This is a genomic window from Microbacterium sp. NPDC076911 (genome assembly GCF_040687125.1).
In the GTDB taxonomy this organism is placed as follows: Bacteria; Actinomycetota; Actinomycetes; order Actinomycetales; family Microbacteriaceae; genus Microbacterium.
In genome coordinates this window covers 1-24,967 of record NZ_JBFBMP010000011.1, presented here as the reverse complement: position 1 = coordinate 24,967, position 24,967 = coordinate 1, and the positions used below count along the sequence as shown (strand labels likewise).

Below are 24,967 nucleotides of genomic sequence, written 5' to 3'. Positions count from 1 at the left end.
AGGGTGTGCTCGTCACTGTCTTGTTCACCATCGCTGTTCGCGTCGATCCACACGATGTCACCGATCGCGTAGGTACGCGGCATGAAACCGAAATCGAGCGTCGAATCACGGTCGCCGTTGTCGGTGAGATCACCAGACGCTGCCGTCCACTCACTCGAGTCCGTGGCCGGGTCGCCCGCTCCTGTGATGGTCGGACGAAGCTCGGTCAACGCGTCAATCGTGGAGGCGTCTTCCTGATCGATCGTGACCGTGTATGACTCGCCCTCAGGCAACGCTGGCAGGTTCACGAACTCATAGAAACCGTTCTCGTCAGTGAACACCGGCGCAACCTCGTTGCCCGCAATGTCAACAACCGGGTTGCCGTCAGGACCAGTCAGCACCAACTTCACACCCTCAATGGGGGTTTCCGCATCACTGGTTCCCTGCACACCGTCACGGTCCACATCCAGCCACACGTAGTCACCTACCGAGACCTGCTTACGAACCACTCCGGCATCCCACGTCGGGTCAACACCCTCCGTCGCAACGAACTGCTGATCCGCGTACTCAGGATCAAGCGCAGCTGATCCTTCACCCACAGTGATCACCGCCGAACGGCCCGTCGCGTCTGCGTTCGAATCGCCCTCAGCGCCGCCCACTGCTGCTTCATATTCCGTGAACGTGTAAAGCGCCTGCTGCTGTTCGGTCAACGTGAACTCCACACGGTACTCGCCCGGCTTGACCACATCGAACAGATACAAACCGTTCTCATCGGTCACAACCGAATCCACACCCTCAACCGGCACACCATTCGCGTCAAGCAACGTCACCGTCACACCAGCCAACGGCTCTTCACCATCGGTCTGCGCACCATCACGGTTCGTGTCAATCCACACCACATCACCGATCGCGTACGTACGCGGCACGAAACCGAAATCAAGCGTGCTGTCACGATCCCCGTTGTCGGTGAGGTCGCCAGAAGCTGCCGTCCACTCACTGGAGTCCGTGGCCGTATCTCCCGCACCCGTCACCGTCGGACGCAACTCGGTCAACGCGTCGATCGTGGATGCATCTTCCTGATCGATCGTGACCGTGTATGACTCGCCCTCAGGCAACGCCGGCAGATTCACGAACTCATAGAAACCGTTCTCGTCAGTGAACACCGGCATAGCCTCGTTGCCCTCAATGTCCACAACACTTTCGCCGTCAGGTCCAGTCAAGACGAGCTTCACACCCTCGATGGGCATCTCCGCATCACTGGTTCCCTGCACACCATCACGATCCACATCCAGCCACACGTAGTCACCTACCGAGACCTTCTTACGAACCACTCCGGCATCCCACGTCGGGTCAATACCCTCCGTAGCAACCAGGTCAGCATCAACATACGCAGCACTAGCAACCAACTGCTCGTTGTCATCACCAAGCGTGAACGTCGAGGTGAAACCGAAGCTGTCACCAGCCGTATCGTCAGCATCCGAATCCACGGTGACGTCGTCACCAGCCACATCGGTCGTGAACGTGTAAATCGCAGCCTGATCGCTCGTCAACACGAACTCAACCCGGTAATTACCCGGCGCCAACGCATCGAAAACGTACAAACCATTCTCATCGGTCGTGGTCGTCATAAGCACCTCAGTGCCCACACCATAAAGATTCACCGTGACACCTTCAAGCACGAGCTCTTCAGCATCCTGCACACCATCACGGTCCTCATCGATCCACACATAATCACCCACCGCGTAGGTCTTCGAGAACAAACCCGCATCCCACGTCGGATCAATACCCTCAGTCGCAAGAACCTCACCGAACTCGTACGTTGCCGCCGGCACAAGAACGCTCTCGTGGTCGAGGGTGAACACCTCGGTCAGACCAGTGGTGACGACAGGGTCACTGTCGTTGCCATCGGCCACACCGTCAGCGTCTTGAGTGGTGAAACGGTAGGTCTGCTCTTGCTGTTCGGTCAGCGTGAACTGCACCTGGTAGTCGCCCGCTTCGAGCTCGTCGAACAAGTAGCGACCCTCGTCGTCGGTGACCGCGATCAGCGGCTCACCGTCAGCGCCGAGCACAGGCTCGCCGTCGCCATCGAGCAACGCCACCGAAACTCCGGCGACCGGCTCTTCGTTCTCGCCCTGCGATCCATCGCGGTCGTTGTCAAGCCAGACATAGTCGCCCACGGCGTAGGTGCGGGTGATCACACCGGCATCCCAGGTCGGGTCGATTCCACCGGTTGCGTTGACAATCGAGGTGTAGTCGGCAGATGGCACGAGCTGCTCGTTGTCGGCGTCGAGCGTGAACACGGCGCTGCGGCCAACGAAGCGGTCGTCTTCGGTGGGCGTCGCGTCAGAGTTGTCGGTGACGTTGGCCACCTCGGGCAGGGTGAAGATGTAGCTCTGCGACTGTTTTTCAGTCAGCTCGAACTCCACCTGGTAATCACCCGCGACGAGGTCGTCGAAGATGTAGAAACCATCTTCGTCGGTCGTCGTCACGAGAGGCTCATCATCGGCGTCGAGCACCGGGTTGCCTTCGCCGTCAAGCAGTCGCACGATAACGTCGCTAAGCGATGCCTCGCCGTCGTCTTGCAGACCGTCACGGTCTTCGTCGATCCACACATAGTCGCCTACGGCATAGGTGGTGATCGTGTTGGTCACCGTGATGTCAAGACCATCGACGGCCGCGATCGGCAGCTCGGTGTCGACGGCGAAGTCAAAGTCGTCGCCGTTGGTCTCGGTCACACCGGTGATCGTTCCAAATGCGGGAATGCTGAAATCACTCGAGCCGTCAGCGGCGATGTCGAACACATACGGGCTGTCGGGCAGTGCGTCGCCGCGGAAGTCCGCAACAGTCACTGAGATCTCAAACGTCTGACCGGATGCTGCCGAGGCGCTGTCTTCTGACAGTTCCTTGGCGACCTCGATCGTCACATCAGAGACGAAGCCGGCATCGATCGTGTGGTCGTTGAGACCTGCGCCGAGCACACTCACCGGTGCGTAGCCGGTGGTGGTGTCGGCGTTCGAGTCATCCAAGGTCGTCGCTGCTGCGGTGCTCTTGCCGGTGAAGCTGAGCTCGCCCCAGGTCAAGTCGCTGAAGGAGTCGATGACCGGAACATCACCCCAGGCAAAGTCGACGTCATCGCCGTCCGGCAGGCTGCCGAAGACGACGACAAGCTCGGCCGTCGGTTCAGTGAAACGGTCGGCCCACAGCTCGCTGTTGAAGTAGTACTCACCGAACTCGTCGGTCGTAGTGCTGGCAAGCTCGTCCCCGGTGGGGTTGCCGTCTACGTCTGCGCGGTAGATCGACACCGGAGCGCCAGCGATTGAGGGCTCGTCGGCGTCTTGACGGCCGTTCTGGTCAGCGTCGAACCACACGCGGTCTCCGACCTCGACCGGAGGCGGCAGCAACGCGATAGCGAGGCCGCCGAGGCCGCCACCCTTTTGGAAGGTGGCGGAGGTCTGCTCTGAACCATCGTCGGCGGTGTGCTCATAGCCGCGATCGGCGCTGCCGTCGGTGGTGTCGAACCAGGCGACACCCGCAAGACGAACCGCAGAGAGCGGGTCATACAGGGTCGACTGCACTTCAGCGACACCCGGATACGTCACGACAGCGCCGAGAGCAGCGTCCTTGTGGTACCTGCCAGAACCGAGGTTTTGACCGTCGTCGTAGAACTCCTCGCCGCCGGGACCTTCTTCGTCACCGACTGCCGCAACGCGATCGCCCACGACGCCGTCGTTTTCGAGAACGTACGTGCCGTCTTCGCTTGGCGCGGCAACGAGCAGGTCACCGCTCGAGATTGTCTGAAAATACTCGCCGGTGACGTTCTCGATCGCTGGATAGTTGCGGTTTCCGGCCTGAAGAGCGGTGCGGTCGCTGAAGCCGAGATTCAGATAGCCCTCGGTGTCGAACGCGAGCCCGCTCAGGATTGCCTGCGGGTAGATGTGAGTGTCGCCAAAGCCGCTCTCGAGTCCAACGGACTTGTCGGCGACCGAGTTGTTCGGGTCTGCGGCATCCCATGTCCACTGATCGGTCCAGGTGTTCCAGCGCGTCACCTGCGGCTCAGTGGTCGGCCAGCTTGAGCCGCCACCCCAGCTCGATGTGGAGTTGCCCTTGGTGTAGCCGAGGTCGGCGGTGAGCACCGTGGTCCAGTCGGGGGCGCCACCGGCAAGCACGTCTTCTAGCGGGGCCGAGACGACATAGGCGTTGAGCTCTGCTTCTGCGGCTGAAACACCCGGCGCAGCGCCGGTGTCCACGTAGCCGACGTAAACGTCTCCGCGATAGATCGAGACCGCCCAGGGCTGCTGGTTCTCTTCGAGAGTGTCTGCGAAATCAACCGTCGCTGCCAGCGTCGGCGTGGCCGAGGTGACATCGAGCACATAGAGGTTGCGGTCGTAGAGGTTGACCACAACGAGCGCGTCGTTGTCGGGCGTGACGGCGATTCCACCGATGCCGACCTTGCCAGCATTGGCAAATGCGTCAACATCTGCCGCCGGGTCGCCAGCTTCTCCGAGACCACGCTCTGCATCTGTGAGCGCTGTGCCCACGTCAATACCGAGGTCGTCGTCCAGCTCGATCAATTCGCCGACGGTGGTTGCACCAGTCATCGCGCCCGTGTCGTCGAGAACGTTCGACACGCGGTAGATGCCGTCGAGGCCCAGTGAGCCCAGACCTGACTGCCGCTTGTAGGTTGCCGCTGCGTAGAGCTCGTTGGCGTTCTGGTTGAACGCGAGGCCCCAGATTGAGCCGACATCGCCGATGTCAGCGATCGTGGTGCGCTCGGGGTAGCTTGGCGCCGTATTCTCGCTCGCACCCCACGGCAGCCCGACGATGGCAGGCTCATCCGACGATTCGTCAAAAGCGCCCGCGATTTGAATCGCGGTGAATGTAGGCGCGTTCGCCTGCGCGAAGTCGTCAGGGTGGTTGACGAGCAGGTCGACGTCTTCGGCGCCTGCCACTGTCATCTGAACGGTGGTTCCGTTGTTCTCCCCTGCGAACGAGGGGGCGTATCCATCGGGGAGTTCGGTGAACTCGACCCGTACGGCGGTGTCATCGTCGACAGCAGACGTGTTGAGCGTGTACGCACCATCGCTGGCGGTGGTGGTGCTGTCGAGCTCCGTGCCGTAAACGTCATATGCGACAACGGTCACGCCGGCAATGCCGACGTCGGTCTGTTTACCCTCTTCGGGCGAGAACACGTCGCGCTCACCATTTCCGTTGAAGTCGCGGTAGGCAACACCGCTGACGGCGCCGGTGGCGGCGGCCGCGGGCGCGGCCGTTCCCACAGCAATGCCTGTCACAGCCAGTGCAGCGGCCGCGCTCGTGGCGACGACCTTTCGAAATGCAGATGTGTGCTGGTTGCGTTGATTGCGCACGCAGACTCCCCTTTGTTGGTCTTGCAGAATCAAGTCGCTCGCGTTCAGAAGCAGACGACTCGACGGTAGAGAGCTCTCGCCGCCCCGCGCGGCAAAAAAGAGAGCGCTCCCATCAGGTGATGGCATAGTTCACCCATCCCTCACAGGCTGTAGGCAAACTGCGCAAATTGCAAATCAAGTACGACGTACAGGGGTGTATTGAGCCCGATACGGGCATGTACGTTGCGCATTGTGCTTAATCAGCGCGAATCTTTAGCTAATCCTGAGGAATCGACCCGCGCGCATTCGGTCACAACTGTCTGCTCTGACGCAGTTCGTTTGCGCTGCTTCTGCCGACGAAGCATCGCGCTTGCCCGAATCAGGCGCCAGCAAGCGGCCACCAGGACTTATCTCGCGCTGCCAGAGGTGAATCTGTTGGCGTGTCTCACAGGAGAGGGCGATGACGCCATCGTGATGCGCCCTGTCGCGCAGTCCTACGGGCTGGTCACGAGTATCTCCGTAGTGATCTTTGGGGAGATTGAATGAAGACTCGTGCGAAGTACACTGCCGCGGCCGCCGCTCTTGCACTCGGCGTAGGCGGACTTATCGCTGCTCCGGCTTTCGCCGCCGGCATCGATGACGTCAGCGGTGTCGCCACCGTGACCCTTGACTTCTCCAACTCGGGTTCAGTCGGCGTCAGCGTCCACACGCAGAACACGTCTGATCAGGGCGTCTACGGCTGGGCGACAGTAAACGCGCCGAACGGCACCCCTTATGACTTTGGTCCGCGGTATTACGATGCTGGCGAGATCTGGAACTACAACACAACCCTGCAGGGCTATGACTGCGACGAGCTCGAATCGGTAAGCGCCATCGCCTACGCCGGGACCAGCCCGCAGGGTGATCCCGAATGGACTTCGGGACTGGTGACGTATCCAAACGCCGCAGTGACCGTGATCGGCTGCCCCACGCCGACGCCCACACCGACGCCGCCGCCCACACCGACGCCGACGCCGACGCCGACTCCGACGCCGACTCCGACTCCGACTCCGACAGTGAGCCCGACCGTCACGCCGACGCCGACTGTGAGCCCGACGGTGACTCCGACGCCGACGTCATCGGTGACGCCCACCGCAACGCCAACGCCGACCAGCGGCGTACTGCCCGCGACCGGTGGTGACAACGCATGGCTCTTGCCCGTTGGCGCGTTGGCTGCTGTCGGACTGTTCGCCGGCGGATCGATGCTTCCTACCACTCGCAAGCGCCGCGCCTGATCTAGCGCAATAGCCGAAGGGCACGTTCTCGACTGAGAGCGTGCCCTTCGTCGTTGCCGCTCTACGCCGCAACCGCACCAGTGCACCGCAGCAGCACGCCACAGCGGCGCGCCTGAGCGAGAACCGCGATGCGGCGCTCGCGCGCGTTGCGGCTAGAGCGCGAGGCGGTCTGCAACGATGGCGGCGAGGCCTTCGGCGATCTCGGCGGCGGCTTCAGCCGATTCAGCCTCGACCATCACGCGCACCAGAGGCTCAGTGCCCGACGCACGCAGCAGCACGCGACCGGAAAGACCGAGACGCGCGGTCGCACGGGCGACGGCGTCTTGCACGATCTCGTCGGTGCTGACTCCCTCGCGGTCTACGCCGCGCACGTTGATGAGCACCTGCGGAAAGACCGTCATGACCGAGGCGAGCTCCGCCATCGTCTTGCCCGTGCGTGCCATTTCTGCAACCAGGTGAAGACCAGTGAGCAGACCATCACCGGTGGTGGCGAACTCGCTCATGATGACGTGTCCCGACTGCTCACCGCCAAGCGAGTAGCTGCCTTCGTTCATGCGCTCGAGCACATAGCGGTCACCGACCGCGGTTGTCTCCACGCGAATTCCGTGAGCCTGCATCGCGCGGTGCAGTCCCAGATTGCTCATCACCGTGGTGACGAGCGTGTCTTCGACGAGCGCGCCGCGCTCTTTCATTGCGACAGCGAGAATCGCCATGATCTGGTCACCGTCAACGATGTTTCCTGCCGCGTCAACGGCCAAGCAGCGGTCTGCGTCACCGTCATGGGCGATGCCCACATCGGCACCGGCGCCGACAACGGCTTCAGACAGCACGTCGAGATAAGTAGAACCCACGCCGTCATTGATGTTGAGTCCGTCGGGGTCGGCACCGATCACCGTCACGCGCGCTCCCGCGTCGCGGAAGGTTTCAGGCGATACTCCGGATGCTGCGCCGTGCGCGCAGTCAAGCACAACGTGCAGCCCGTCAAGGCTGTGCGGCAGCGATGCGAGCAGGTGCACGACGTAGCGGTCTTCTGCGTCGGCGAAGCGACGGATGCGGCCGACTGCTGCACCGGTGGGCTGCAGCTTGTCAGCGGCCATGGCGGCTTCGATGCGCTGCTCAACCACGTCGGGGAGCTTCACACCGCCGCTGGCGAAAATCTTGATGCCGTTGTCGGGGGCGGGGTTGTGCGAGGCAGAGACCATCACGCCGAAGTCGGCGTCGATGTCTGCGATCAGGTATGCGGTGGCGGGCGTCGGTAAGACACCAGCATCCAACACATCGACACCTGATGAGGCGAGGCCTGCGGCGACAGCGGCAGAGAGAAACTCGCCCGAGATTCGGGGATCGCGCGCAACGACCGCGGTGAGGCGTTTGCCTTCCGCTCGGCGCGCCTCGGCGGTACGACCCTGGCCCAGGACGACGGCAGTCGCCTGGGCCAGGGAAAGCGCAAGTTCGGCGGTAAGGGGGCCGTTGGCCAGCCCCCTTACGCCGTCCGTGCCAAAAAGCGGCATCGAACGTTTAGCGCTTCGAGTACTGAGGAGCCTTACGCGCCTTCTTGAGTCCAGCCTTCTTACGCTCCTTGACGCGTGCATCACGAGAGAGGAAGCCAGCCTTCTTCAGGGTGGCGCGGTTGTTCTCTTCGTCAATTCCGTTCAGCGAACGGGCGATGCCGAGACGCAATGCGCCGGCCTGACCCGAGGGGCCACCACCCGAGATGCGTGCGATGACGTCATACGAGCCGGTGAGCTGCAGAACCGTGAACGGGTCGTTGATCAGCTGCTGGTGGAGCTTGTTCGGAAAGTAGTCTTCGAACGTGCGGCCGTTGACGGTGATGGTGCCCGAACCGGGAACGATGCGCACGCGGGCAATAGCCTGCTTGCGACGGCCGACGGCTGCACCAGGAACGCTGAGCACGGGGCGTGCTGCAACAGCTTCTGCAGTCTCGTCAACCGGGGTCTCGGTCGAGTAGTTGGTGTCGGTGGTTTCTTCGATCTTCGCCACGAGTTAGTCCTTAGTCAGTCTTCGGCGCTTACTGGGCGACCTGGTCGAGGGTGTACGTCTTCGGCAGCTGAGCCGCGTGAGGGTGCTCAGCACCGCGGTAGACCTTCAGCTTCGTCAGCTGCTGGCGCCCGATGCTGTTCTTGGGGAGCATGCCGCGAACGGCCTTCTCCACAGCGCGAACCGGGTTCTTCTCGAGAAGCTCACCGTAGGTGACCGACGAAAGGCCGCCCGGGTAACCCGAGTGGCGGTACGCCTTCTTCTGCTCGAGCTTCTGGCCCGACATTGCGACCTTCTCCGCGTTGATGATGATGACGAAGTCGCCGGTGTCAACGTGGTTTGCGAAGGTGGGCTTGTGCTTTCCACGCAGAAGCGTGGCGGCGTGCGATGCGAGACGGCCCAGAATGATGTCCTGTGCATCAATGATGAGCCATTCGCGCTGGATCTCGCCAGCCTTGGGGGTATAAGTGCGCGTCACAGTAGTGCTGCTTTCTTGATCGAACGGAGAGGTTCGTGAATCCCACTCCGGGGGGTTTACGCTCGAAGCACGAGGGTAAACGCACCAGTGGAGGGCTCACGTTCGCGGCACCTGGCCAGCAAGACACAGGCACCAAAGGGAGAGCTTACGCTATATGCACGCCACCGCCAAACCGCGACGCGAGCGACGACCGCGCATGAGCGTCATCATCGGCGCTGCGATCGCCGCTGTGCTTGTGGTGATGATCGGAGTGGGCATCAGCGTGGCCAGCTTGTCTGAGGCTTCACCACCTTCGCCCGGCGATGCGCTCATGGTCGCCGAAGAGAGCAAAGCGCGAACGGCATCTTTGGTTGAAAGCGACCGCGATGCGGTTGCGGCTGCCACTTATCTTGCCGATGTTCCCACCGCGGTGTGGCTCACGCCCGAGAGTTATCCGCTCGAGTCGGTGCGTGAACTCACCTCAGATCTGCTCGACGAAGCAAAACGGGCGGATGCTGCCGCCACCCTGGTGATCTACGGTCTGCCCGAGCGCGATTGCGGTCAGTATTCGGCGGGCGGGCTTGATCCCGACGACTATGTGCTGTGGACCGAAGAAATCGCTCTCGCTCTGGCTGATGCTCCCGATGTGAAGACCATCATCGTGCTCGAACCTGATTCGCTGGCTCTGGCCCCCGAATGCGGAAATGTTGCCGAGCGCATCGAGCAGCTGAGCGACGCGGCCGACGTGCTCATCGGCGAGAACGTTTGGCTCTACGTCGACGGGGGGCATTCCAATTGGCTGCCCGCCTCTGAGATGGCGGCCATGATCAGTCAGATCGACGGCGATAGCGTGCGCGGATTCGCCACGAATGTCTCTAACTACAACAGCCTCGCCAAAGAGGCGCTCTACGCCGCCGAGCTTTCAGAACTCTTGGATGGGGCACACGCTGTGGTCGATACCTCGCGAAGCGGAGCGGGATCGACGGGAAAGTGGTGCAACCCGCCCAACCGACTCATCGGCGAAGCGCCTGCGACCTACAGCGACGACGTCGTCGACACGAATTTGTGGGTGAAGCCGCCGGGCGAAAGCGACGGCACCTGCAACGGCGGACCGCCCGCTGGCGACTGGTGGCCAGCGGCTGCCATTGAGCTGACCCGCCAGGCCATTCGATGATGGCGCACCAGACAGTTCCTGGTCTGTGCGACAATTCAACATCGAACAACTGTCATGTTTCTCGAAAACTCTGCCGATCCCCACGGTGAGATAGGACCCCGCGAATGACCGAAGTTCCCTCCGAAACCCGCACGGCCGTGATCATCGAAGATGATCCCGGCTTGCGCCACCTGTTAAGTGAGGTGCTCGAGGCCGCAGGGTTCTCCACCGTCTCGGTCGGAAACGGTATTGACGGCATTCGCGCTGTGCTTTCGTACAAGCCGATGATCACAACGCTTGATGTGAACATGCCCGGCATGGATGGCATCGAAGCCGCCCGACGCATTCGCGAGCAAAGCGAAACGCACATCATCATGATCTCCGGCCTCGGTGATGAGGCAGACATCGTTATGGGCCTCACCGCGGGCGCTGACGAGTATCTGATCAAACCGTTTCGCCCCCGGGAGTTTCGCGCGCGGGTGGAGGCGCTGATGCGTCGCCCCCGGGCAACGCTCACGGCGCAGCAGCCCTCGATTCGCACGCAAGAGACGGCCGGTCCGTCGTTTCCGTCAGCCCGCACCGCGCCGGCAACGCCACCCCCACCGGCTCGCGCTGCCGCTCCGACGCCTGGCGAGAACGCCGAATGGGTGATCGCCGAAGACTCCGCCGAGCCCGTCTGGGAGGGCGGCGAATCGCCAGCAGCTGGCACCAGCAACGCGCATCTTGACGAGGGCGACTGGCTCACGCACCGCAATCTGCAGCTCGACATCGATAGCCGCATCGTGTTGATCGACAACCGAGAGATTGATCTCACTCGCACCGAGTTCGATCTGCTGGCTGCGCTGCTTCACTCGCGTCGCCGCGTGCGCAGCAAAGCAGACCTCACCCTGCTGTTGCGCGGCGAGTCGTATGTCACGTCATATTTCGTGGGCGATGCTGACAAACGGGCCATCGAAGCACATATGACCAACCTGCGGCGCAAAATCGGCGACAGCCCCACACAGCCTCGATACATCGAGACCGTGCGGGGCGTCGGCTATCGGCTCACGGCCGAACAGGCAGCGTCGCGGCGCGACGACGAACCGGGCGCTTAGACCTTGTAGCCGTGCTGGCGGCGGATCAGTCGCAGGAACATCTGCAGCGTCTGCAGCACCGTGACGACTCCAACGATCGGCCAGCCGATCCACAATATGGCCGACTGCGCAGCCGGGCCGAGCATCAGCCACACCGCAGCGACGGCGGCCAGCGCTGCAATGGCGATAAAGAACGGCATCCAGTGCCCGAGTCCACCCGAGCCTTTTTCTGCCTTCGCTTGCATCGCCCAGTTGTCGACCTTCTTCTTCGACAAGAATCGGGTCCACGCGCGAATGAAGTGCGCCATTCTGATCCACATATACATCTCGGCGGGCACAAACAGCAGTGCGAAGAGAATGTCTTTGTAAGTGCGGGAGTACATCGTCATCGCCATGCGCAGGTTGAGCAAGATTGCGACGGCTACGGGAATCAGCCAGATCGGCGAGAAGACGAAGGCGTTCAGCGAGAGCGAGCCGGCGAGCAGCAGCGCGAAGGCGAAGCGAACGAAGATGTTCGTGAGCATGCCGAGGTTCTCGAACCAGCGGATGCGCAGGTTCGGGTGAAACGGCTGACCCTTGGTGTCGCCGCGCTGCCCCGGCCACATCAGCTCGATGGCGCCATACGTCCACTTCACCTGCTGAGCGTCGAGGCCCCGAAGCGTGGTCATGCCACCCACGTCTGCGCGCGAGACGGGGCTGATCTTTGTGAGGTATCCAGCGCTCTTGATCTGCAATGAGAGCAGTGAGTCTTCGACCTCACTGTCTTTCACCCACGGCGTCGACTGGCGGTTTTCGACCATGACTTCACGCAGCGCCTGGGTCGCGAACAACGAGAACTGACCACCGAGCACGGCCATGTTGCGACCGCGCAGCAGGTTCTGCAGGTTGAACGCCGCGAACTGCGAGCGCTGACCGGTGATCAGAAACGACGCGAGGCCTTTGAACTTCGAGTTATCGATGCTGTAGATCGCTGAGATGCCGCCGATGCGGGTGTCTGCGATGATCTCGGTTTCAAGGTTCTCCACCGCGTGGATCTCGGCGATGGTGTCACCGTCAACGCCAAGGAGGTAGTCGTAGCCCTCGACGAGCGCATAGCCGTAGTTGAGCGCACCGACCTTCTTGTCGGGGTTCTTTCCGATGTCATGCACGAACACTTCGGTGAACTGCTCGCCGAGGGGCGTCGAAACCTCGTGGGGCCCCGCGTACTTCGCCGCGATGGCGACGGTGCTGTCGCTGGTGTTGTTGACCACGACGTGGATCACGTCGGGAACGCGGGTCTGCGACAGCAGGCCCTCGATCACCTCGGCGATTGACTCTTCTTCGTTATATGCCGGGATCACGCAGCCGATGGTTGATCGCTGGGTCGACGCGTGGTCGAAGACTGACGAGAAGTCTTCGGGAAAGGCGTGATCGTCTGGTTCAACCGGCGGTGGCGGTGGCGCCGTGTGGCGTGAGCTGGATCGCGAACGCAGCGCCAGCTCGTTCTTAGGAGCAACCGCATTCGTGGTGATGTTGTCAGTCATGACGTGATCTTTCGGTGTGGGGAGGCTAGCGGCTTGGGGACGCTAGTTTTTCAGAGAAGTGTGTCGCCGCAGAAATTGCCGCTGATCACGATCTTGCTATGCTGACGTGCACGTAGCATTCGTTTTTCGCCGATACGCCCCCAACAAACCCCCAAGGTTTCCTCAAGGCGCGTCGGCTCGGGCGCCAATAGAGACCGCGCGGGGGCGTCGATGGTCACGATCTACACGATCGCACTCACCGCTGCTTGTTGCGCCGCAGTGGCCCTCGTCATCATTTCTGAACGTGGCGCGCGCCCGGTTGGCTCATCATGGGTGAGCGTTTCAACGCTCGCTCTGCTCGCTGGCACTTCGGCAACGCTGTCGAGTCTCGCCTACGCCATGGCCGATGAGAACACGCAAAATCTGTTCCCGCTGGTAGTCGGCGACGTGACCATGCCGTTGGCTGTCGGTTTGCTCGCTGCCGCTATGCGCCGCGCTGCGGGAAACAAGCACACCTGGGCGATGTGGTTCTTGCTGATCTCGCTCGGCATCGGCGCTCTGACGGTCTATGGCTCTCCCCTAGCTGGCTACGACGCCAAGCTGGTCGCTCTCGCGCTCTTCAGCTTCATCGCGGCGGCGGCGTGCGTGCAGGGGCAAGAAAGCCTGCCACGGGCCGGTGCCCTACTGGTAGGCATCACGATCGCTGTCTACGGCGTCTACTGCGCCGCGCGCCTTGCGGTACCCCCCTTTGTCGGTGCCGACGACTACTACGTGCAACTGCTCCTGAGCCGGGAGCAATCAACGGTGGTCGCTGCGATCGCCGTCGCGGTGGTCGCCGCTGGCATGATCCTCATCGTTCGGGGCGCCAACCCTGACGACGCGACGCGCATCGTCAACGCCCACGCCCTGACTGACTGGATGGAAGCTCTGCTGGCGATGAGCCCGCGCGTCACCACCATCGGCATCTCGATCCCCGACGCCCGACTGCACCGCATCGCGTTCGGCCGGCCCTGGGCGCTGACCATCACTCGCGCGGCGACAAAGGCGACCCTCGACGCCATGCCCACGGGCGCGATCATCGGGCGGGTGGCGCCGAACACGCTTATTGTTTTGCACTTTGGCAGCACGCTCGATGTCGACACGATTCGCGAGCGTCTGCAAAAGTCCTACGCTGAATTGATGCCGCCCTCCGCACCCACCCGACCGCCTGACCTTTTGGTCGAGAGTGCGTCTTTTTCCTCGTCTGCAGAGTTGCGGCGCTTCGCCCGGCAGTCTCGAGCTACCGCTCGTCGTGCCATGTCTTCTGAGAGAGCGCGATAGTGACCGAGCCCCAACGTCTTGAGTCTCGCACCAACTCCATCTGGCTATCGCAGTTGTTGCTAGCCGTGGTGGTGGTCGTCATTGTGCTTCTGGTGCAGGCGATCGAACCCGAGACGATGCAAAAGTGGACGTTTTCGGTGGGCGTCTCAGCGATGGTGATTATCACCGCTTTGGCGCTGATCGTGCCGTGGAGCTTGCTGCCGTCGTGGGCTGCGCTCAGCATCCCCTTTCTTGACATCATCGCCGTGGGAACGATGTCGGCACAGACCACCATTGACCTGGCCTATCTGTGGGCGTTTCCGGTGATCTGGATCGCGAGCCACTACGGGGCGATCGCGATCACCTCGTCGCTCGTCACTATCGCCGTTATCGTGGCGATGAGCGAGCTCAGCTCCCCCGGCAGCGCGCCCGCCGCTCTCCGCGTGAGCATTGTCACCCTCACACTGACGTTCATCGCCATCAGCACCCGTCACGCATCGCAGCAGACCAGAGCATTCAAGAGATTGCTGGTGCGCGAAGCAAGCAAGCTCAACGAGGCGTTGGCGCAGGCGAGACGGCAAGAACACAATGCCTCGCAGATGATCGAGACGATCGACGTGGGTATCGCGCGAATCTCTGCCAGCGGTGAGGTGGATGAGTTCAACGACACCTACCGCTCGCTGTATGGCATTCGTGCGTCAGACCTGACGGCCCCGCCCTCGTCGGTCGAATACGACGCATTGCGAGGCGCACCCGTGCCTGCGGGCAATCGCCCGCTGCAGCGCGCGATGCGCGGCGAGCAGTTCGACGACGCCCGCACCTGGCTGTTCACCGCGACGGGCGTATGGCACGCACTCTCGCTCACGGCGCGCTCGGTGCCGAGCGATGACGGCTCGAACGCCCCGAACGGCGCTTTGCTGATCGCCCATGACATCACCGCGATGCTGCGCGCCGAAAACCTGCGGCAAACGCTGACGGCGCGCATTTCGCATGAGCTGCGAAACCCCCTGACAACGGTTCTCGGATTCTCTGAGTTGCTGCTCGATGACGAAGAGCTTCCGGCGCGCGCGCACAAGCAGGTCAACGAGATCAGCATGGCGGGCCAGCGCATGCTGACGCTGTCTGAGGCAATTCTGCAATCTGGTGCCACCGCCCAGAAAGACGAGCTGGTCATGGTGCCCACCGATCTTTCCAAGGTCATCACGCAGTCGGTCGACTCGTTCGAGCCGATGGCGGGGTCAAAGTCAGTCGCTGTCGAGTGGTACCCGTCCGCGACGACGTTCGTGATGGGCGATGCTTTCCGCTTGCGCCAACTGGTCGACAACCTGCTCAGCAACGCCATCAAATACACCCCGAAGGGCGGCAAGGTGATGCTGTATGTAACGGCCACTGACGACGAGGTGTCACTCAGCATCAGCGACACGGGCTCGGGCATGACCGCCGAAGAAGTCGAGCACATCTACGACCCCTACTACCGGGCACCGGGAGCTGTCACGAGCGAGGTGCAGGGCACCGGGTTGGGTATGGGCATCGTGAAGTCACTTATTGAGCAGCACAACGGCACACTTGAGATCGAGAGCGCGCCCATGCGTGGCACGACGATGACGGCAACGCTGACTCCGGCGCCTGCCGACGTTGAGGCAGGTGCGCAGCATGCTTGAGGCTGGCGGATATGCGATCGCGCAGACCACGGTGGTCACCACCTGCGTGATCCTGATGACGTGGCTCGGCTTGGTCGGCCGCCCTGGGCGCGCCACCATGCTGTGGACACTCGGGTTTTTCTTCACGCTGCTCGGCGTCTATGCCTCATATGCGGGCGCTGCTTTAGGAATCGAAACCGCTGTCTTGCCCGTGGGCCAGGCCTTCGGCTGCGGCATGCCGCTGTTGCTGTGGTCGGGTTTGCGCGCGCTGCACCGAAAGCGCCCCTATGCCTGGGCTGGGCCAGCGCAGGCGCTGCTGACGTTTTTCGCGTTGACGGCGACGGCCCAACTGCCGATCAACCCATTCGTCTTTCGCGCGGCGTTCTTCGCCACGGGTATCGCGGTCGTGGCGGTAGCCGTCGAAGCGATGCGGGGCGAGACCCGCGGCTCGCTCTACACGCCGCCTCTCGTGGCAGCATCTCTGCTGGTCTTTGCCCTTGCAGCCGTCGGGTTCTTCCTTCCGCTGATTACCGGCGACACGCTCATTGAGCTCGGCGACTTTCTGTTTACCCGCATCAGCGTGATGAGCTCGACCATATTCTTGATCACAGCGACGGTGACCCTTCTCTTCTACGCCAACCGGCGCCCTGGCGCGCAGGACATTCTCGAGGCGCTCGACGCTTTCATGCCCGAACCGCTCATGCGTGGTGTGGCCCGTGAGCGTCTGGTGCGCGCCGCGCGGCGAAATGAGACCGACTGGACCTACATCGAGTTGTGTCTCGACGACCTCGACGACCTGCGTGATGCGAGCAACGCGTGGTCGTTCCGCGCGCTTCTCAGCACTTTCGGCACAATCATAACCGAAGAGCTGCGGGCTGAGGCTGACCTGTGCCGTGTGGCTCCCGGCCGAGTGCAGATTCTGGTGGCCGAGTCGGCCGCGTCGACTCGCGAGCGAGTGCGCAACGTGATCAACCGTCTGTCAACGGAAGTGTCGGGCATCGCCAACGTGCGCGTCTCTGCGAGCGCTGGCATTGTGCCAGTGATCGTGGGCAAAGACACCTACGACGATCTCACGAAGCTTGCGCACGACGCCGTACTAGAGGCGCAGCGTCTCGGCGGCGACCGTTGGGTGCGCTTGCCCGCGCGCGACAGCGAACCGACTACCGCTACGGCGCCGACGGCGATACAGCCCTCAGCTACGGCGCAATAGCGACCGTCAGCGTCTCTGACGCCGTCTGCTTCGCATAATCGCTCGAGGTCGGCGTCGACTGCACCAAGAACTCATAGGTGAACTGCAATGTCACATAGGTCGCGCCCTCGGGTACTGCCGCCACCATGAAGGTTTGCGTATAGCTGTAGGGGTCGATCACCAGATAGCCGGGCGTGGTCGTGGCCGAGTCGACCTGCGCGCTGAGGGGGTCGAAGGTCTCGGTTGCCGACGCTGGTGTTGCGATCATTGTGGCGCGCTGCAAATAGACCGATTGGCCGTCGTCGGGGGTGATCTCGGTTGTCAGCGACACCGAAACGGGCTTCAGTACCCCTGCCGTCCACTGATCCATCGACAGCGTCGACCAGTAGTCGATGCTGACGTCGAGCGGACCGGCAACCATTTCGCGCGCGGTGGAGCCTGACGAAATGTCGTTGGGCACGGGCTGCTCGGCGGTGGCCGTGGGAGTCGGGGTGGGGGTAGCTGTGCTTTCAGACCAAGGTGGTGTGAACGAGCTGCATCCGGTCAGTCCGAGCGTGAGCGCCGCCAACACGGCGGCGGTTCGAACGGTGGAGCGGGTCGTGCGAGTCATATGCGGGCCCTTGATCGGTGGGGAGGTTTGGGGGTCACAGCCTGGATGTTTCTCTTGGCCATAGTAGACGTGCAATGGTCGGGCCCGTTGACGAGCCCGCACGTTCAGGCGAGCAGCAGGGCCATGCCGAGTGTATTAAAGAGTATGTGCGCGCAAAGCGCTCCGCCCAGTCGCCCGGTGATGAACACGAGTGTGCCGCACCCGAGTCCGACCGCAGTCGTGCCGACGAGTGTTCCCACCGGCACCGCCGTGCCCGCGAGAATCGGCCCGATCGCGTGAATCGCAACGAAGCTCAGGGTTGAAATTGCAACGACCACAACACCAGCGAACACACCGCCAGCGGGCGCACCTCCAGAGCCAAGCAGGTCGCCGAGCGATCGCTGCAGCAGCCCGCGAAAGAAGAGCTCTTCAACCACGGGCGAGATCAGCACTGCCGTTGCTACCCCTACGATCACGGCGAGCACGTTCACGGGCGCGCCGAGCGGCCCGCCGCCAAACAGCCCCGACGAGCCCGGCACGGTCGGTGCAACGATCTCTACCGCCGCGCGCGCTGCCAAAGCGATGGCGGCCCCGCTAGCAAGGTCAAGCGCGCGCCATTGACGCAGGCCAAGGGCTTTCAAGAGAGTGGATGCTGCAACCCGCCCCGCGACCAGCACGGCAACGATCATCGGCGTGCTCAGCACCACCACGTCGGCGATCGCTATAAGAGAGGTATCGGCCAGCCATCGCAGCCGCACTGAGGGCCACCATGCGATCAGCACCGCGGTCAGCGCAAACCCGCCCACCGCGATCGCCAGCGCGAGCCCCGGCCGCACATACGCAACGCGAGCCGCAACGCTGGCATCTGCCCCGGGAACGCGAGAAACCCCGGGCACCAGAGTGCCCGGGGTTTCTTGACGGTGCGTTATGTTCAGACCTGCGAGGCCGAACGGCGACGTGCTACACCGGCTGCAACGGCGATGCCGCCGAGGCCGAGTGCGCCAGCGCCGAGCCAAACAACGGCGAGCGATGCTTCGCCACCCGTTGCGGGCAACGAGTCCGAGCCATCGGTCGTCGAGCCAGAGGTCGAGCTCGAGGTCGAGGTCGAGGTCGAGCTCGAGGTCGCGAACGATGCGCTAGCAACTGCATTGCCTTCAGAGTCATAACCTGTGAGCGTGTATGAACCCTCGGTGGCGACGGTGACCGTCACGGCGACGGAGCCGCCCGAAACGACCTTGTCGACACCGGCCGACGTGGTCGACGTGAAGACCATCGACGCGAGCGTGGCGCCGCTGGCGCCTTCACCGGTGAGGAAGAACGAAAGCGTCAGGCCCTCGAACGCGGCGAGGTCACTGAAGGTGAACGTTACCGGCGAGCCAGGCACGATGATTGACGTGCTTGCGCCGTAGTCAGTCGAGGGGGTGTAAGCGGCAGCCGAGGTTGCGGCGGCGCCTGAGAAGACGAGGGCGCCGGCGATTGCCAGCGCGGTGAGTGACTTTTTCATATGTGCTCCATAGGATCAGTAAAACCGAGGCGGCGCGGGATGACTGCGGCGATTCGAGACCTTGGGGATCTCCTGTGTAACTGTACAGAGAAACCCCTGACCATTGCCAATCGTGCAGGTTTCCAGATTATTACGTTTTGGAGTTAAGCCCGCATCGCCAGCCGAGCTCGAATATGCAGATCAAGTCCAGAAAGTGCCAATAAGCGCGAGAACCACGAAACTACCGTTGAAGACAGCGTGCACGAGCACTGCTGCCCAAATGCGACCGGTGAGCATCACCAGCAGCGAGCACACCAACCCGACCAACCCGATCGACAGAATGGCGCCAGTGCCGAAGTCTGCGGTGAAAGCGTGCACGATCATAAAGATGGCGCTGCTCGCGATCACGGCGGTCACCGCGGCCGCGACCCGACCGACCGGTCGACGCAGCACCGTGTAGACGCTGACCAATAGCACCGCGCGAAAGAAGAACTCTTCGAGCACGGGTGCAATGAGCACCGGGCCCAGCAGATCGGTCACCAGCCACTGGCTGCCCAGCGAACCGTCCAGAGTCGTGTAGCGCGGAAAAGTCCCGCTGCCGCCGAGCGCCACTTCAATCCAGCCGGCGGCGACGCGCAACGCAATCCCCAGCACCACTGCATAGAGAAGGTCGACCGCGCGAAAGCGCAGCAGTCCGGCCGGCCGAGAGCGGCTGAAGGCCCACACGATTGGCACGGCCATGCCGGTCCACAGCAGCACCGCCGACAACAGCGGCGCCCAGGGCGCGTCAACGAGCGTGTCGACAGCGGCGGCACCGAGCGCAAAGAATCCGAGACAGAGGAACGCAACGGCGAGCGTGGTTTCGCGCCAGCGGCGCACCGAGCGACCACCCTCGCGCCAGTCGGTGCGCGCCGCGCGGCGAAAGTCGCCGCCCATTGCCGCGGCGTCTGCACCGGCAGCGCCGCCCTGCGCGCGAAGTTCGGCGCGCGTGAGGGGCTGCTCGACGTCGATAGAGTGATCTGGCACCCGCCCAACCTACCGATCTTCGAAAGGTTCCGCCGTGTATGAGATCTTGACGGTCTGTACGGGAAACATCTGCCGCTCCCCCCTGGCAGAACAACTGCTGCGCACTCGGCTTGCCGCGTTTTCGCCGCGAGTCACGAGCGCGGGCACTCGCGGCTTGCCCGCGGCAGAGATGACCGCAGAAGCGCAACGGCTCGCGACAGAGCGTGGTGTTTCTGAACCGGATGCTGCCGCCCATCGCTCCCGCTTCCTTACCGAAAAGCACCTCGACTCCCCCGACCTGATTCTGGCGATGACGCGCGAGCACCGCCGCGATATCGCCGAACTCGCGCCCTCCCGGCTCCGCTCCACCTTCACCGTGCGCGAGTTCGCGCGGCTCTATGAGGCGACGTCGCCAGAACAGATTCGCGCCGCCGCCGATGCCGCCGGGCCCGATGCTTCCGCGCGAGTTCGCGCGATGGCTGCGACTGTTGCCGGGCAACGTGGTCTGGCTCTACCTCCCGAAGATCCCGCCGATGACGACGTGATCGACCCCTTCCGCCGATCCTGGAAGACGTACGAACTGTCTGCCGATCAGCTCGTTCCCGCGATCGATGCGGTGGTCGCTGCGATCAATCTGGCTCTGGCACCGAATTCTGTCGTGGCAAGATAGTCCCCAGACTTACCGGCACCGAAAGGCACCATGGAACTCTCTGACTACCTGCGCATTCTGCGCAAGAGCTGGTTGCTGATCGTTGTAGCGACCCTCGTGGGGGTCGGTGCCGCTGCCGCGTACTCCCTCACCCGCACTCCTCTCTATGAGGCGCAGAGCACCGTCTTCGTGTCGTCACAGGGGGGCGTCACGATCAGCGAGCTGCAGCAGGGCTCGAACTTCACCGAGTCGCGTGTGACGACGTACACCAACCTCGTCACCACGCCGATCGTGATGAACCCGGTGATCGCTGAGCTTGGTCTCGATGTCACCGCTGCCCAACTTTCTGGCCAGGTTTCGGCATCGAGCCCGCTGAACACCAGCCTGATCACGATCACCGTGACGGATGCGGATCCCATTCAGGCTGCTGACGTGGCGAACGCGCTCGGGGCAAGCCTCACGAGCGCAGTTGAGTCGATCGAGACACCCGCGGACAGCGACACCAGCCCGGTCAGTTTGACGCGAGTTGAAGACGCGATTCCACCGCTTTCGCCGTCGAGCCCCAACGTCCCGCTGAACCTGGCGCTCGGCTTCTTGGTCGGTCTTGCCGCCGGTGTCGGCATCGCGGTGCTGCGCGCCGTTCTCGACACCCGCATCCGCTCGTCGCGCGATGTTGAGACGGTCACCGACACCCCGATCATCGGTGCGATTGCGTTCGACCCGAAGGCGAAGACGCGACCGCTCATCGTGCACGCCGACCCACTCAGCCCGCGGGCTGAGTCGTTCCGCGCTCTGCGCACCAACCTGCAGTTTCTCGACATGGGCGGGCGCTCAAGCTTTGTCGTCACCTCAAGCCTGCCCAGTGAGGGCAAGTCGACAACAGCGATCAACCTCGCGATCGCGCTCGCTGATGCCGGCAAGCGTGTTGCTCTGCTCGACGCTGACCTGCGCAAGCCCAAGGTAGCCGAATACCTCGGTATTGAGGGTGGCGCGGGCCTCACGGACGTGCTGATCGGTCGCGCTCGTGTCGGCGATGTGATGTTGCCGTGGGGCGGGCGCAGTATGTATGTGCTTCCGGCCGGCAAGATTCCGCCGAACCCGAGCGAGCTGCTTGGTTCAACGCAGATGAAGACGCTGCTCGATGTGCTCGAGCGTGACTTCGACGTCGTGCTGTGTGACGCTCCCCCGTTGCTCCCTGTTACTGACGGTGCGATTCTGGCGCGTGCGACCAGCGGCGCAATCGTCGTGGTCTCTGCCGGCTCGACCACGACGCACCAACTTTCTGGCGCTGTTGATGCGCTCGACACCGTCGACGCGAAGATCGCCGGAGTCGTGCTGTCGATGGTGCCGACGCGCGGCCCTGATTCCTACTACTCCTACGGGTACGGCTATGGGTACGGCTACACCGACCAGAAGCCCGAGAAGAAGGCCAAGGGCAAAAAGGGCTCTGCGCCCGTCGCGGCTCCCCCGGTTCAGTCCGCCACTGGCGAAACCCCCACGCGCGCCACGAGCCGCGCAGAAGGCTGATGGCTGCGCGCACGCACCACCGAAGCCGCGCCGCGCAGGTCACGGCGATTGTCGCGGTCATCGTGCTCGCCGTCGGTGTTGCCGCGCTTGCGATGATGGCGCTAACCCAGTCCAGACCAGAGGCCGCGACAGCGCCTGTCAACCCGGTGCCGACGTTCACTCTCGGGGTGGATGCTGACGCCGCAACGGCGTCACCCTCCCCCACCACGCAAACCCTGCCGGCGTTCGTGCCCGCCGAAGAGCGCTTTCTCGCCGTCGATTCCGGCGTGATGTGGCGCGGTATCGCTGGTGAGTGCGGAACGACCGCCCCGGTGATTGAACGCTCGACCGACGAAGGAGCGACCTGGGTTGATGTCACTCCGACCTACCGCGAAATCGGTCAGCTCCTCTCTCTTGAGCCTTTCGCCGACGGCCAGGCTGAAGCCGTTGCCCTCGTGGGCGTGGAATGCGAGCCACAGGCGCTCCGCACCTTCACCCAGGGCGAGTTCTGGGAGCCCTATCCCGAGGTGTTGGCCAGCGCGACCTACATCTCACCGGCAGCACCAGGCACCGTGGTGCTCGCTGGCGTCGAGATCGAGGCGCCGTGCGGCGAGCCTCGCGTGTTGCGCACGGCGGGCGGAAACACTGCGCTGATCTGTGAGGGCGCGGTCTACGTGCATAACGCCGCACTCGCAAGCGACACCGGTACAGCTGACTGGCTCGCCGTCGATGTCAACAATCCCGTCACCGTCGCCGCCTCATCAGGCACCGTCGCAGTGGCGCACGTGACTGAATCATGCGACGGACTGTCAGTGACAAAATTCTCAGCCGAAGGAATTGCTACCGAGCCGAGCGAGTGCGTCGCGGGCGTAGATATTGCTATCCCCGCCGCGCTAACCATCGACTCACCCGAGGGTTACACACTGTGGTCAGGCGACTCACCCATCAACGTCGGCTAGTTCGCCGCTAGCACGACGCGCAGCAACTGTCGCGATGGGTCACGCTCTCTGGAAACAGTACCTTTCGCGCAACTTAACATTGCCGAAACGCGCCCACGAAATGCGCTCCGATCTGGTCAAGAGCGGCTCCAGCATCCTGCTAACCTCTTTCAGGGGGCAGGATCTACAGGAGCAAAAAGTGACGTCGAATCTCGATATCGACGCGACACCGACGTCGCTCTCAACCGATAAGTTATCGTCTGGTGCGGTGGACCGTGCGACGACTGCCGCGACCGTCCGGTCAGCTGCAGCTTCCACCCGCGATTGGCGCAAGCGCTACGCGTTACGTCTCTATGTCTCCGACCTGTTAGTTCTCGTCTGGGTGGTCTTCGGAACGCAGATCGCTTGGTTCGGCATGGGCAACGCCGATCTGGCCATGCGCCATGACGTTCGCATCACCGAACTGTCCTACTGGATCGTCTCCGCGGTTCTCGTACTGCTCTGGCACGGGGCCTTGCGTTTCACTGACTCTCGCGACTATCGCGTCATCGGCGCAGGAAGCGCAGAGTACGTGCGAGTAGCGACCGGCAGTTTCCGCCTGTTCGGATTTCTCGCGATCTTCGCATTCTTGTTCCAGGTCGACATCGCGCGCGGCTACCTTCTCATCGCGCTGCCGGTCGGGGTTCTGGTTCTGATTCTCGAGCGCTGGCTATGGCGTCAATGGCTAATAGCTCATCGCTCGATGGGCGACTACTCCGCGCGGGTGCTACTCGTGGGCTCCGAGTCATCTGTCGCGCTCATCTCTAGTGAACTCAGCCGCAATGTCAGCGCCGGCTACCAAGTCGTCGGCGCATGCGTCCCGAGCGGGAAAGTAGCTGACACGATCGCGGGAACCGATATTCCGATCATGGGCAATGTGGACGCCATCGAGAGAGCAATGGTCGCCACGAATGCCGACACCGTAGCCGTGACAAGCACCGATGATCTCCCGCCGCGGAAGGTAAAAGAGATCTCATGGGGGCTCGAAGGCGGAAAACAACACCTGGTGCTGGCGCCAAGTATTATCGATATCGCTGGTCCGCGTATTCATATTCGTCCAGTTTCTGGACTTCCTCTCATGCACGTGGAGACCCCGCGATTCAGCGGCGGCCAGCGTTTTCTAAAGCGAGCAGTCGATGTGATCGCCACAGTTGTCGGCGTCGTGATTATCAGCCCAGTTCTGCTGGTGTTGGCACTTCTCGTGCGACTGTCGGGTTCTGGCCCGATTCTGTTTCGGCAAAAGCGTGTGGGTCTGCGCGGCAAAGAATTCACAATGCTGAAGTTTCGCTCGATGGTTGTCAATGCCGAGGCAATGCTCGGTGATCTGCAAGTAGACCGCGACGCCGGTAACGAAGTTCTATTCAAAATTCGCAACGACCCACGGGTCACCCCGATCGGCCGTTTCATGCGCCGGTACAGCCTCGATGAGCTACCGCAATTGTTCAACGTGATTGGTGGTTCAATGTCGCTGGTCGGCCCTCGCCCACCGCTCAGCTCAGAGGTGGCGATGTATGCCGATCATGTGCACCGGCGTTTCCTGGTCAAGCCCGGCGTCACAGGCGCATGGCAGGTCGGTGGGCGATCATCATTGTCGTGGGACGAGTCGGTGCGACTCGACCTTTCCTACGTGGAGAACTGGTCACTCCTCGGCGACGTCGCCATCATGACGAAAACGGTAGGTGCCGTTCTTCGTCCGGGGCATACGTCCGCGTAGCATTTCCTGCGAAGTAAAAGAAGCTGACCCAGGCTACCCCCCCCCCGTTACTTTCTTCGTAGCCGCTTGGTGAGCATGCTGGGCGGTGACAGCCTGCCGGGCTCGGCATGATTGGTCCCCCCTGTCCTTGATGAT

General features: G+C 62.6%; 19 protein-coding genes. 10 read left to right on the top strand and 9 right to left on the bottom strand.

Features of this window, described 5'->3' with window-relative positions; genetic code table 11:
• A partial coding sequence (locus AB0O81_RS13645) for an SdrD B-like domain-containing protein (RefSeq protein WP_363585165.1) occupies window positions 1-5,345 on the bottom strand: 5,345 nt, incomplete at its 3' end.
• Between the two features lie 521 nt (window positions 5,346-5,866).
• On the opposite strand from AB0O81_RS13645, the gene AB0O81_RS13640 reads away from it, so the two are divergent.
• On the top strand, window positions 5,867-6,598 hold the full coding sequence (locus AB0O81_RS13640) for a hypothetical protein (RefSeq protein ID WP_363585163.1): 732 nt from the start codon (window positions 5,867-5,869) through the stop codon (window positions 6,596-6,598).
• 152 nt (window positions 6,599-6,750) lie between these two features.
• Here AB0O81_RS13640 and glmM read toward each other — a convergent pair whose 3' ends face one another.
• Genes glmM through rplM form a run of 3 tightly spaced genes read right to left on the bottom strand, consistent with a single transcriptional unit; the run spans window position 6,751 to window position 9,074 of the window.
• Window positions 6,751-8,109, bottom strand: a complete 1,359-nt coding sequence (gene glmM / locus AB0O81_RS13635; protein ID WP_363585161.1) for a phosphoglucosamine mutase — start codon at window positions 8,107-8,109, stop codon at window positions 6,751-6,753.
• Window positions 8,110-8,116: 7 nt separating this feature from the next.
• Window positions 8,117-8,599 carry a 30S ribosomal protein S9 gene (gene rpsI / locus AB0O81_RS13630; protein ID WP_363585159.1) on the bottom strand — a complete coding sequence of 161 codons (483 nt, stop codon included), beginning with the start codon at window positions 8,597-8,599 and terminating at the stop codon, window positions 8,117-8,119.
• Between the two features lie 28 nt (window positions 8,600-8,627).
• A complete protein-coding gene (rplM, locus tag AB0O81_RS13625) occupies window positions 8,628-9,074 on the bottom strand; it encodes a 50S ribosomal protein L13 (protein ID WP_337338466.1) in 447 nt (148 codons plus the stop codon).
• 196 nt (window positions 9,075-9,270) lie between these two features.
• On the opposite strand from rplM, the gene AB0O81_RS13620 reads away from it, so the two are divergent.
• Together AB0O81_RS13620 and AB0O81_RS13615 are read left to right on the top strand one after the other, a co-directional pair.
• Window positions 9,271-10,227 carry a glycoside hydrolase family 6 protein gene (locus AB0O81_RS13620; RefSeq protein WP_363585157.1) on the top strand — a complete coding sequence of 319 codons (957 nt, stop codon included), beginning with the start codon at window positions 9,271-9,273 and terminating at the stop codon, window positions 10,225-10,227.
• Between the two features lie 104 nt (window positions 10,228-10,331).
• A complete protein-coding gene (locus tag AB0O81_RS13615) occupies window positions 10,332-11,300 on the top strand; it encodes a response regulator transcription factor (protein WP_363585155.1) in 969 nt (322 codons plus the stop codon).
• On the opposite strand, the gene AB0O81_RS13610 is transcribed toward AB0O81_RS13615, so the two are convergent.
• Window positions 11,297-12,802: a glycosyltransferase gene (locus tag AB0O81_RS13610; RefSeq protein WP_363585153.1), complete on the bottom strand. Its 1,506-nt coding sequence runs from the start codon at window positions 12,800-12,802 to the stop codon at window positions 11,297-11,299. The two genes, AB0O81_RS13615 and AB0O81_RS13610, sit on opposite strands and share 4 nt — an antisense overlap.
• Before the next feature lie 210 nt (window positions 12,803-13,012).
• Between AB0O81_RS13610 and AB0O81_RS13605 the strand changes: the two genes are divergently transcribed.
• The 3 genes from AB0O81_RS13605 to AB0O81_RS13595 are packed head-to-tail and all read left to right on the top strand — an operon-like array spanning window position 13,013 to window position 16,930.
• Window positions 13,013-14,101: a hypothetical protein gene (locus AB0O81_RS13605; RefSeq protein WP_363585151.1), complete on the top strand. Its 1,089-nt coding sequence runs from the start codon at window positions 13,013-13,015 to the stop codon at window positions 14,099-14,101.
• A complete protein-coding gene (locus tag AB0O81_RS13600; protein ID WP_363585149.1) occupies window positions 14,101-15,741 on the top strand; it encodes an ATP-binding protein in 1,641 nt (546 codons plus the stop codon). The genes AB0O81_RS13605 and AB0O81_RS13600 overlap by 1 nt, the downstream gene beginning before the upstream one ends.
• Window positions 15,734-16,930, top strand: coding sequence for a hypothetical protein (locus AB0O81_RS13595; RefSeq protein WP_363585147.1), 1,197 nt, complete (start codon window positions 15,734-15,736; stop codon window positions 16,928-16,930). The genes AB0O81_RS13600 and AB0O81_RS13595 overlap by 8 nt, the downstream gene beginning before the upstream one ends.
• On the opposite strand, the gene AB0O81_RS13590 is transcribed toward AB0O81_RS13595, so the two are convergent.
• The 4 genes from AB0O81_RS13590 to AB0O81_RS13575 form a co-directional block, all read right to left on the bottom strand.
• Complete coding sequence (locus AB0O81_RS13590; RefSeq protein WP_363585145.1) at window positions 16,917-17,519, bottom strand: hypothetical protein; 603 nt, start codon at window positions 17,517-17,519, stop codon at window positions 16,917-16,919. The genes AB0O81_RS13595 and AB0O81_RS13590 overlap by 14 nt on opposite strands.
• 104 nt (window positions 17,520-17,623) lie before the next feature.
• Window positions 17,624-18,394, bottom strand: a complete 771-nt coding sequence (locus AB0O81_RS13585; RefSeq protein ID WP_363585143.1) for a CPBP family intramembrane glutamic endopeptidase — start codon at window positions 18,392-18,394, stop codon at window positions 17,624-17,626.
• A 35-nt stretch (window positions 18,395-18,429) separates the two neighbouring features.
• The gene (locus AB0O81_RS13580; protein WP_363585141.1) at window positions 18,430-19,002 is read right to left on the bottom strand and encodes an LPXTG cell wall anchor domain-containing protein; all 573 of its coding nucleotides are present in this window, start codon (window positions 19,000-19,002) and stop codon (window positions 18,430-18,432) included.
• Window positions 19,003-19,182: 180 nt separating this feature from the next.
• The gene (locus tag AB0O81_RS13575; protein ID WP_363585139.1) at window positions 19,183-20,007 is read right to left on the bottom strand and encodes a type II CAAX endopeptidase family protein; all 825 of its coding nucleotides are present in this window, start codon (window positions 20,005-20,007) and stop codon (window positions 19,183-19,185) included.
• Between the two features lie 34 nt (window positions 20,008-20,041).
• Here AB0O81_RS13575 and AB0O81_RS13570 point away from each other — a divergent pair, with 34 nt between their 5' ends.
• The 4 genes from AB0O81_RS13570 to AB0O81_RS13555 all read left to right on the top strand — a co-directional run bounded on the left by AB0O81_RS13570 (window position 20,042) and on the right by AB0O81_RS13555 (window position 24,832).
• The gene (locus AB0O81_RS13570; RefSeq protein WP_363585137.1) at window positions 20,042-20,656 is read left to right on the top strand and encodes a low molecular weight phosphatase family protein; all 615 of its coding nucleotides are present in this window, start codon (window positions 20,042-20,044) and stop codon (window positions 20,654-20,656) included.
• 30 nt (window positions 20,657-20,686) lie between these two features.
• Window positions 20,687-22,162 (top strand): polysaccharide biosynthesis tyrosine autokinase, encoded by a 1,476-nt coding sequence (locus AB0O81_RS13565; RefSeq protein WP_363585135.1) that lies wholly within the window; start codon window positions 20,687-20,689, stop codon window positions 22,160-22,162.
• Entirely contained in the window at window positions 22,162-23,100 is a 939-nt protein-coding gene (locus AB0O81_RS13560; protein ID WP_363585133.1) for a hypothetical protein, read from the top strand. Before AB0O81_RS13565 ends, AB0O81_RS13560 begins: the two co-directional genes overlap by 1 nt.
• A gap of 178 nt (window positions 23,101-23,278) precedes the next feature.
• On the top strand, window positions 23,279-24,832 hold the full coding sequence (locus AB0O81_RS13555; protein ID WP_363585131.1) for a sugar transferase: 1,554 nt from the start codon (window positions 23,279-23,281) through the stop codon (window positions 24,830-24,832).
• Window positions 24,833-24,967 lie beyond the last annotated feature (135 nt).

Excerpts from the sequence above, each read along its gene's own strand:
- AB0O81_RS13620 (WP_363585157.1), top strand. The coding sequence starts at position 9,271 with ATGAGCGTCATCATCGGCGCTGCGATCGCCGCTGTGCTTGTGGTGATG.
- AB0O81_RS13605 (WP_363585151.1), top strand. The coding sequence starts at position 13,013 with ATGGTCACGATCTACACGATCGCACTCACCGCTGCTTGTTGCGCCGCA.
- glmM (WP_363585161.1), bottom strand. The coding sequence starts at position 8,109 with ATGCCGCTTTTTGGCACGGACGGCGTAAGGGGGCTGGCCAACGGCCCC.
- AB0O81_RS13595 (WP_363585147.1), top strand. The coding sequence starts at position 15,734 with ATGCTTGAGGCTGGCGGATATGCGATCGCGCAGACCACGGTGGTCACC.
- AB0O81_RS13580 (WP_363585141.1), bottom strand. The coding sequence starts at position 19,002 with ATGAAAAAGTCACTCACCGCGCTGGCAATCGCCGGCGCCCTCGTCTTC.
- AB0O81_RS13560 (WP_363585133.1), top strand. The coding sequence starts at position 22,162 with ATGGCTGCGCGCACGCACCACCGAAGCCGCGCCGCGCAGGTCACGGCG.
- AB0O81_RS13615 (WP_363585155.1), top strand. The coding sequence starts at position 10,332 with ATGACCGAAGTTCCCTCCGAAACCCGCACGGCCGTGATCATCGAAGAT.
- AB0O81_RS13590 (WP_363585145.1), bottom strand. The coding sequence starts at position 17,519 with ATGACTCGCACGACCCGCTCCACCGTTCGAACCGCCGCCGTGTTGGCG.
- AB0O81_RS13610 (WP_363585153.1), bottom strand. The coding sequence starts at position 12,802 with ATGACTGACAACATCACCACGAATGCGGTTGCTCCTAAGAACGAGCTG.
- AB0O81_RS13640 (WP_363585163.1), top strand. The coding sequence starts at position 5,867 with ATGAAGACTCGTGCGAAGTACACTGCCGCGGCCGCCGCTCTTGCACTC.
- AB0O81_RS13565 (WP_363585135.1), top strand. The coding sequence starts at position 20,687 with ATGGAACTCTCTGACTACCTGCGCATTCTGCGCAAGAGCTGGTTGCTG.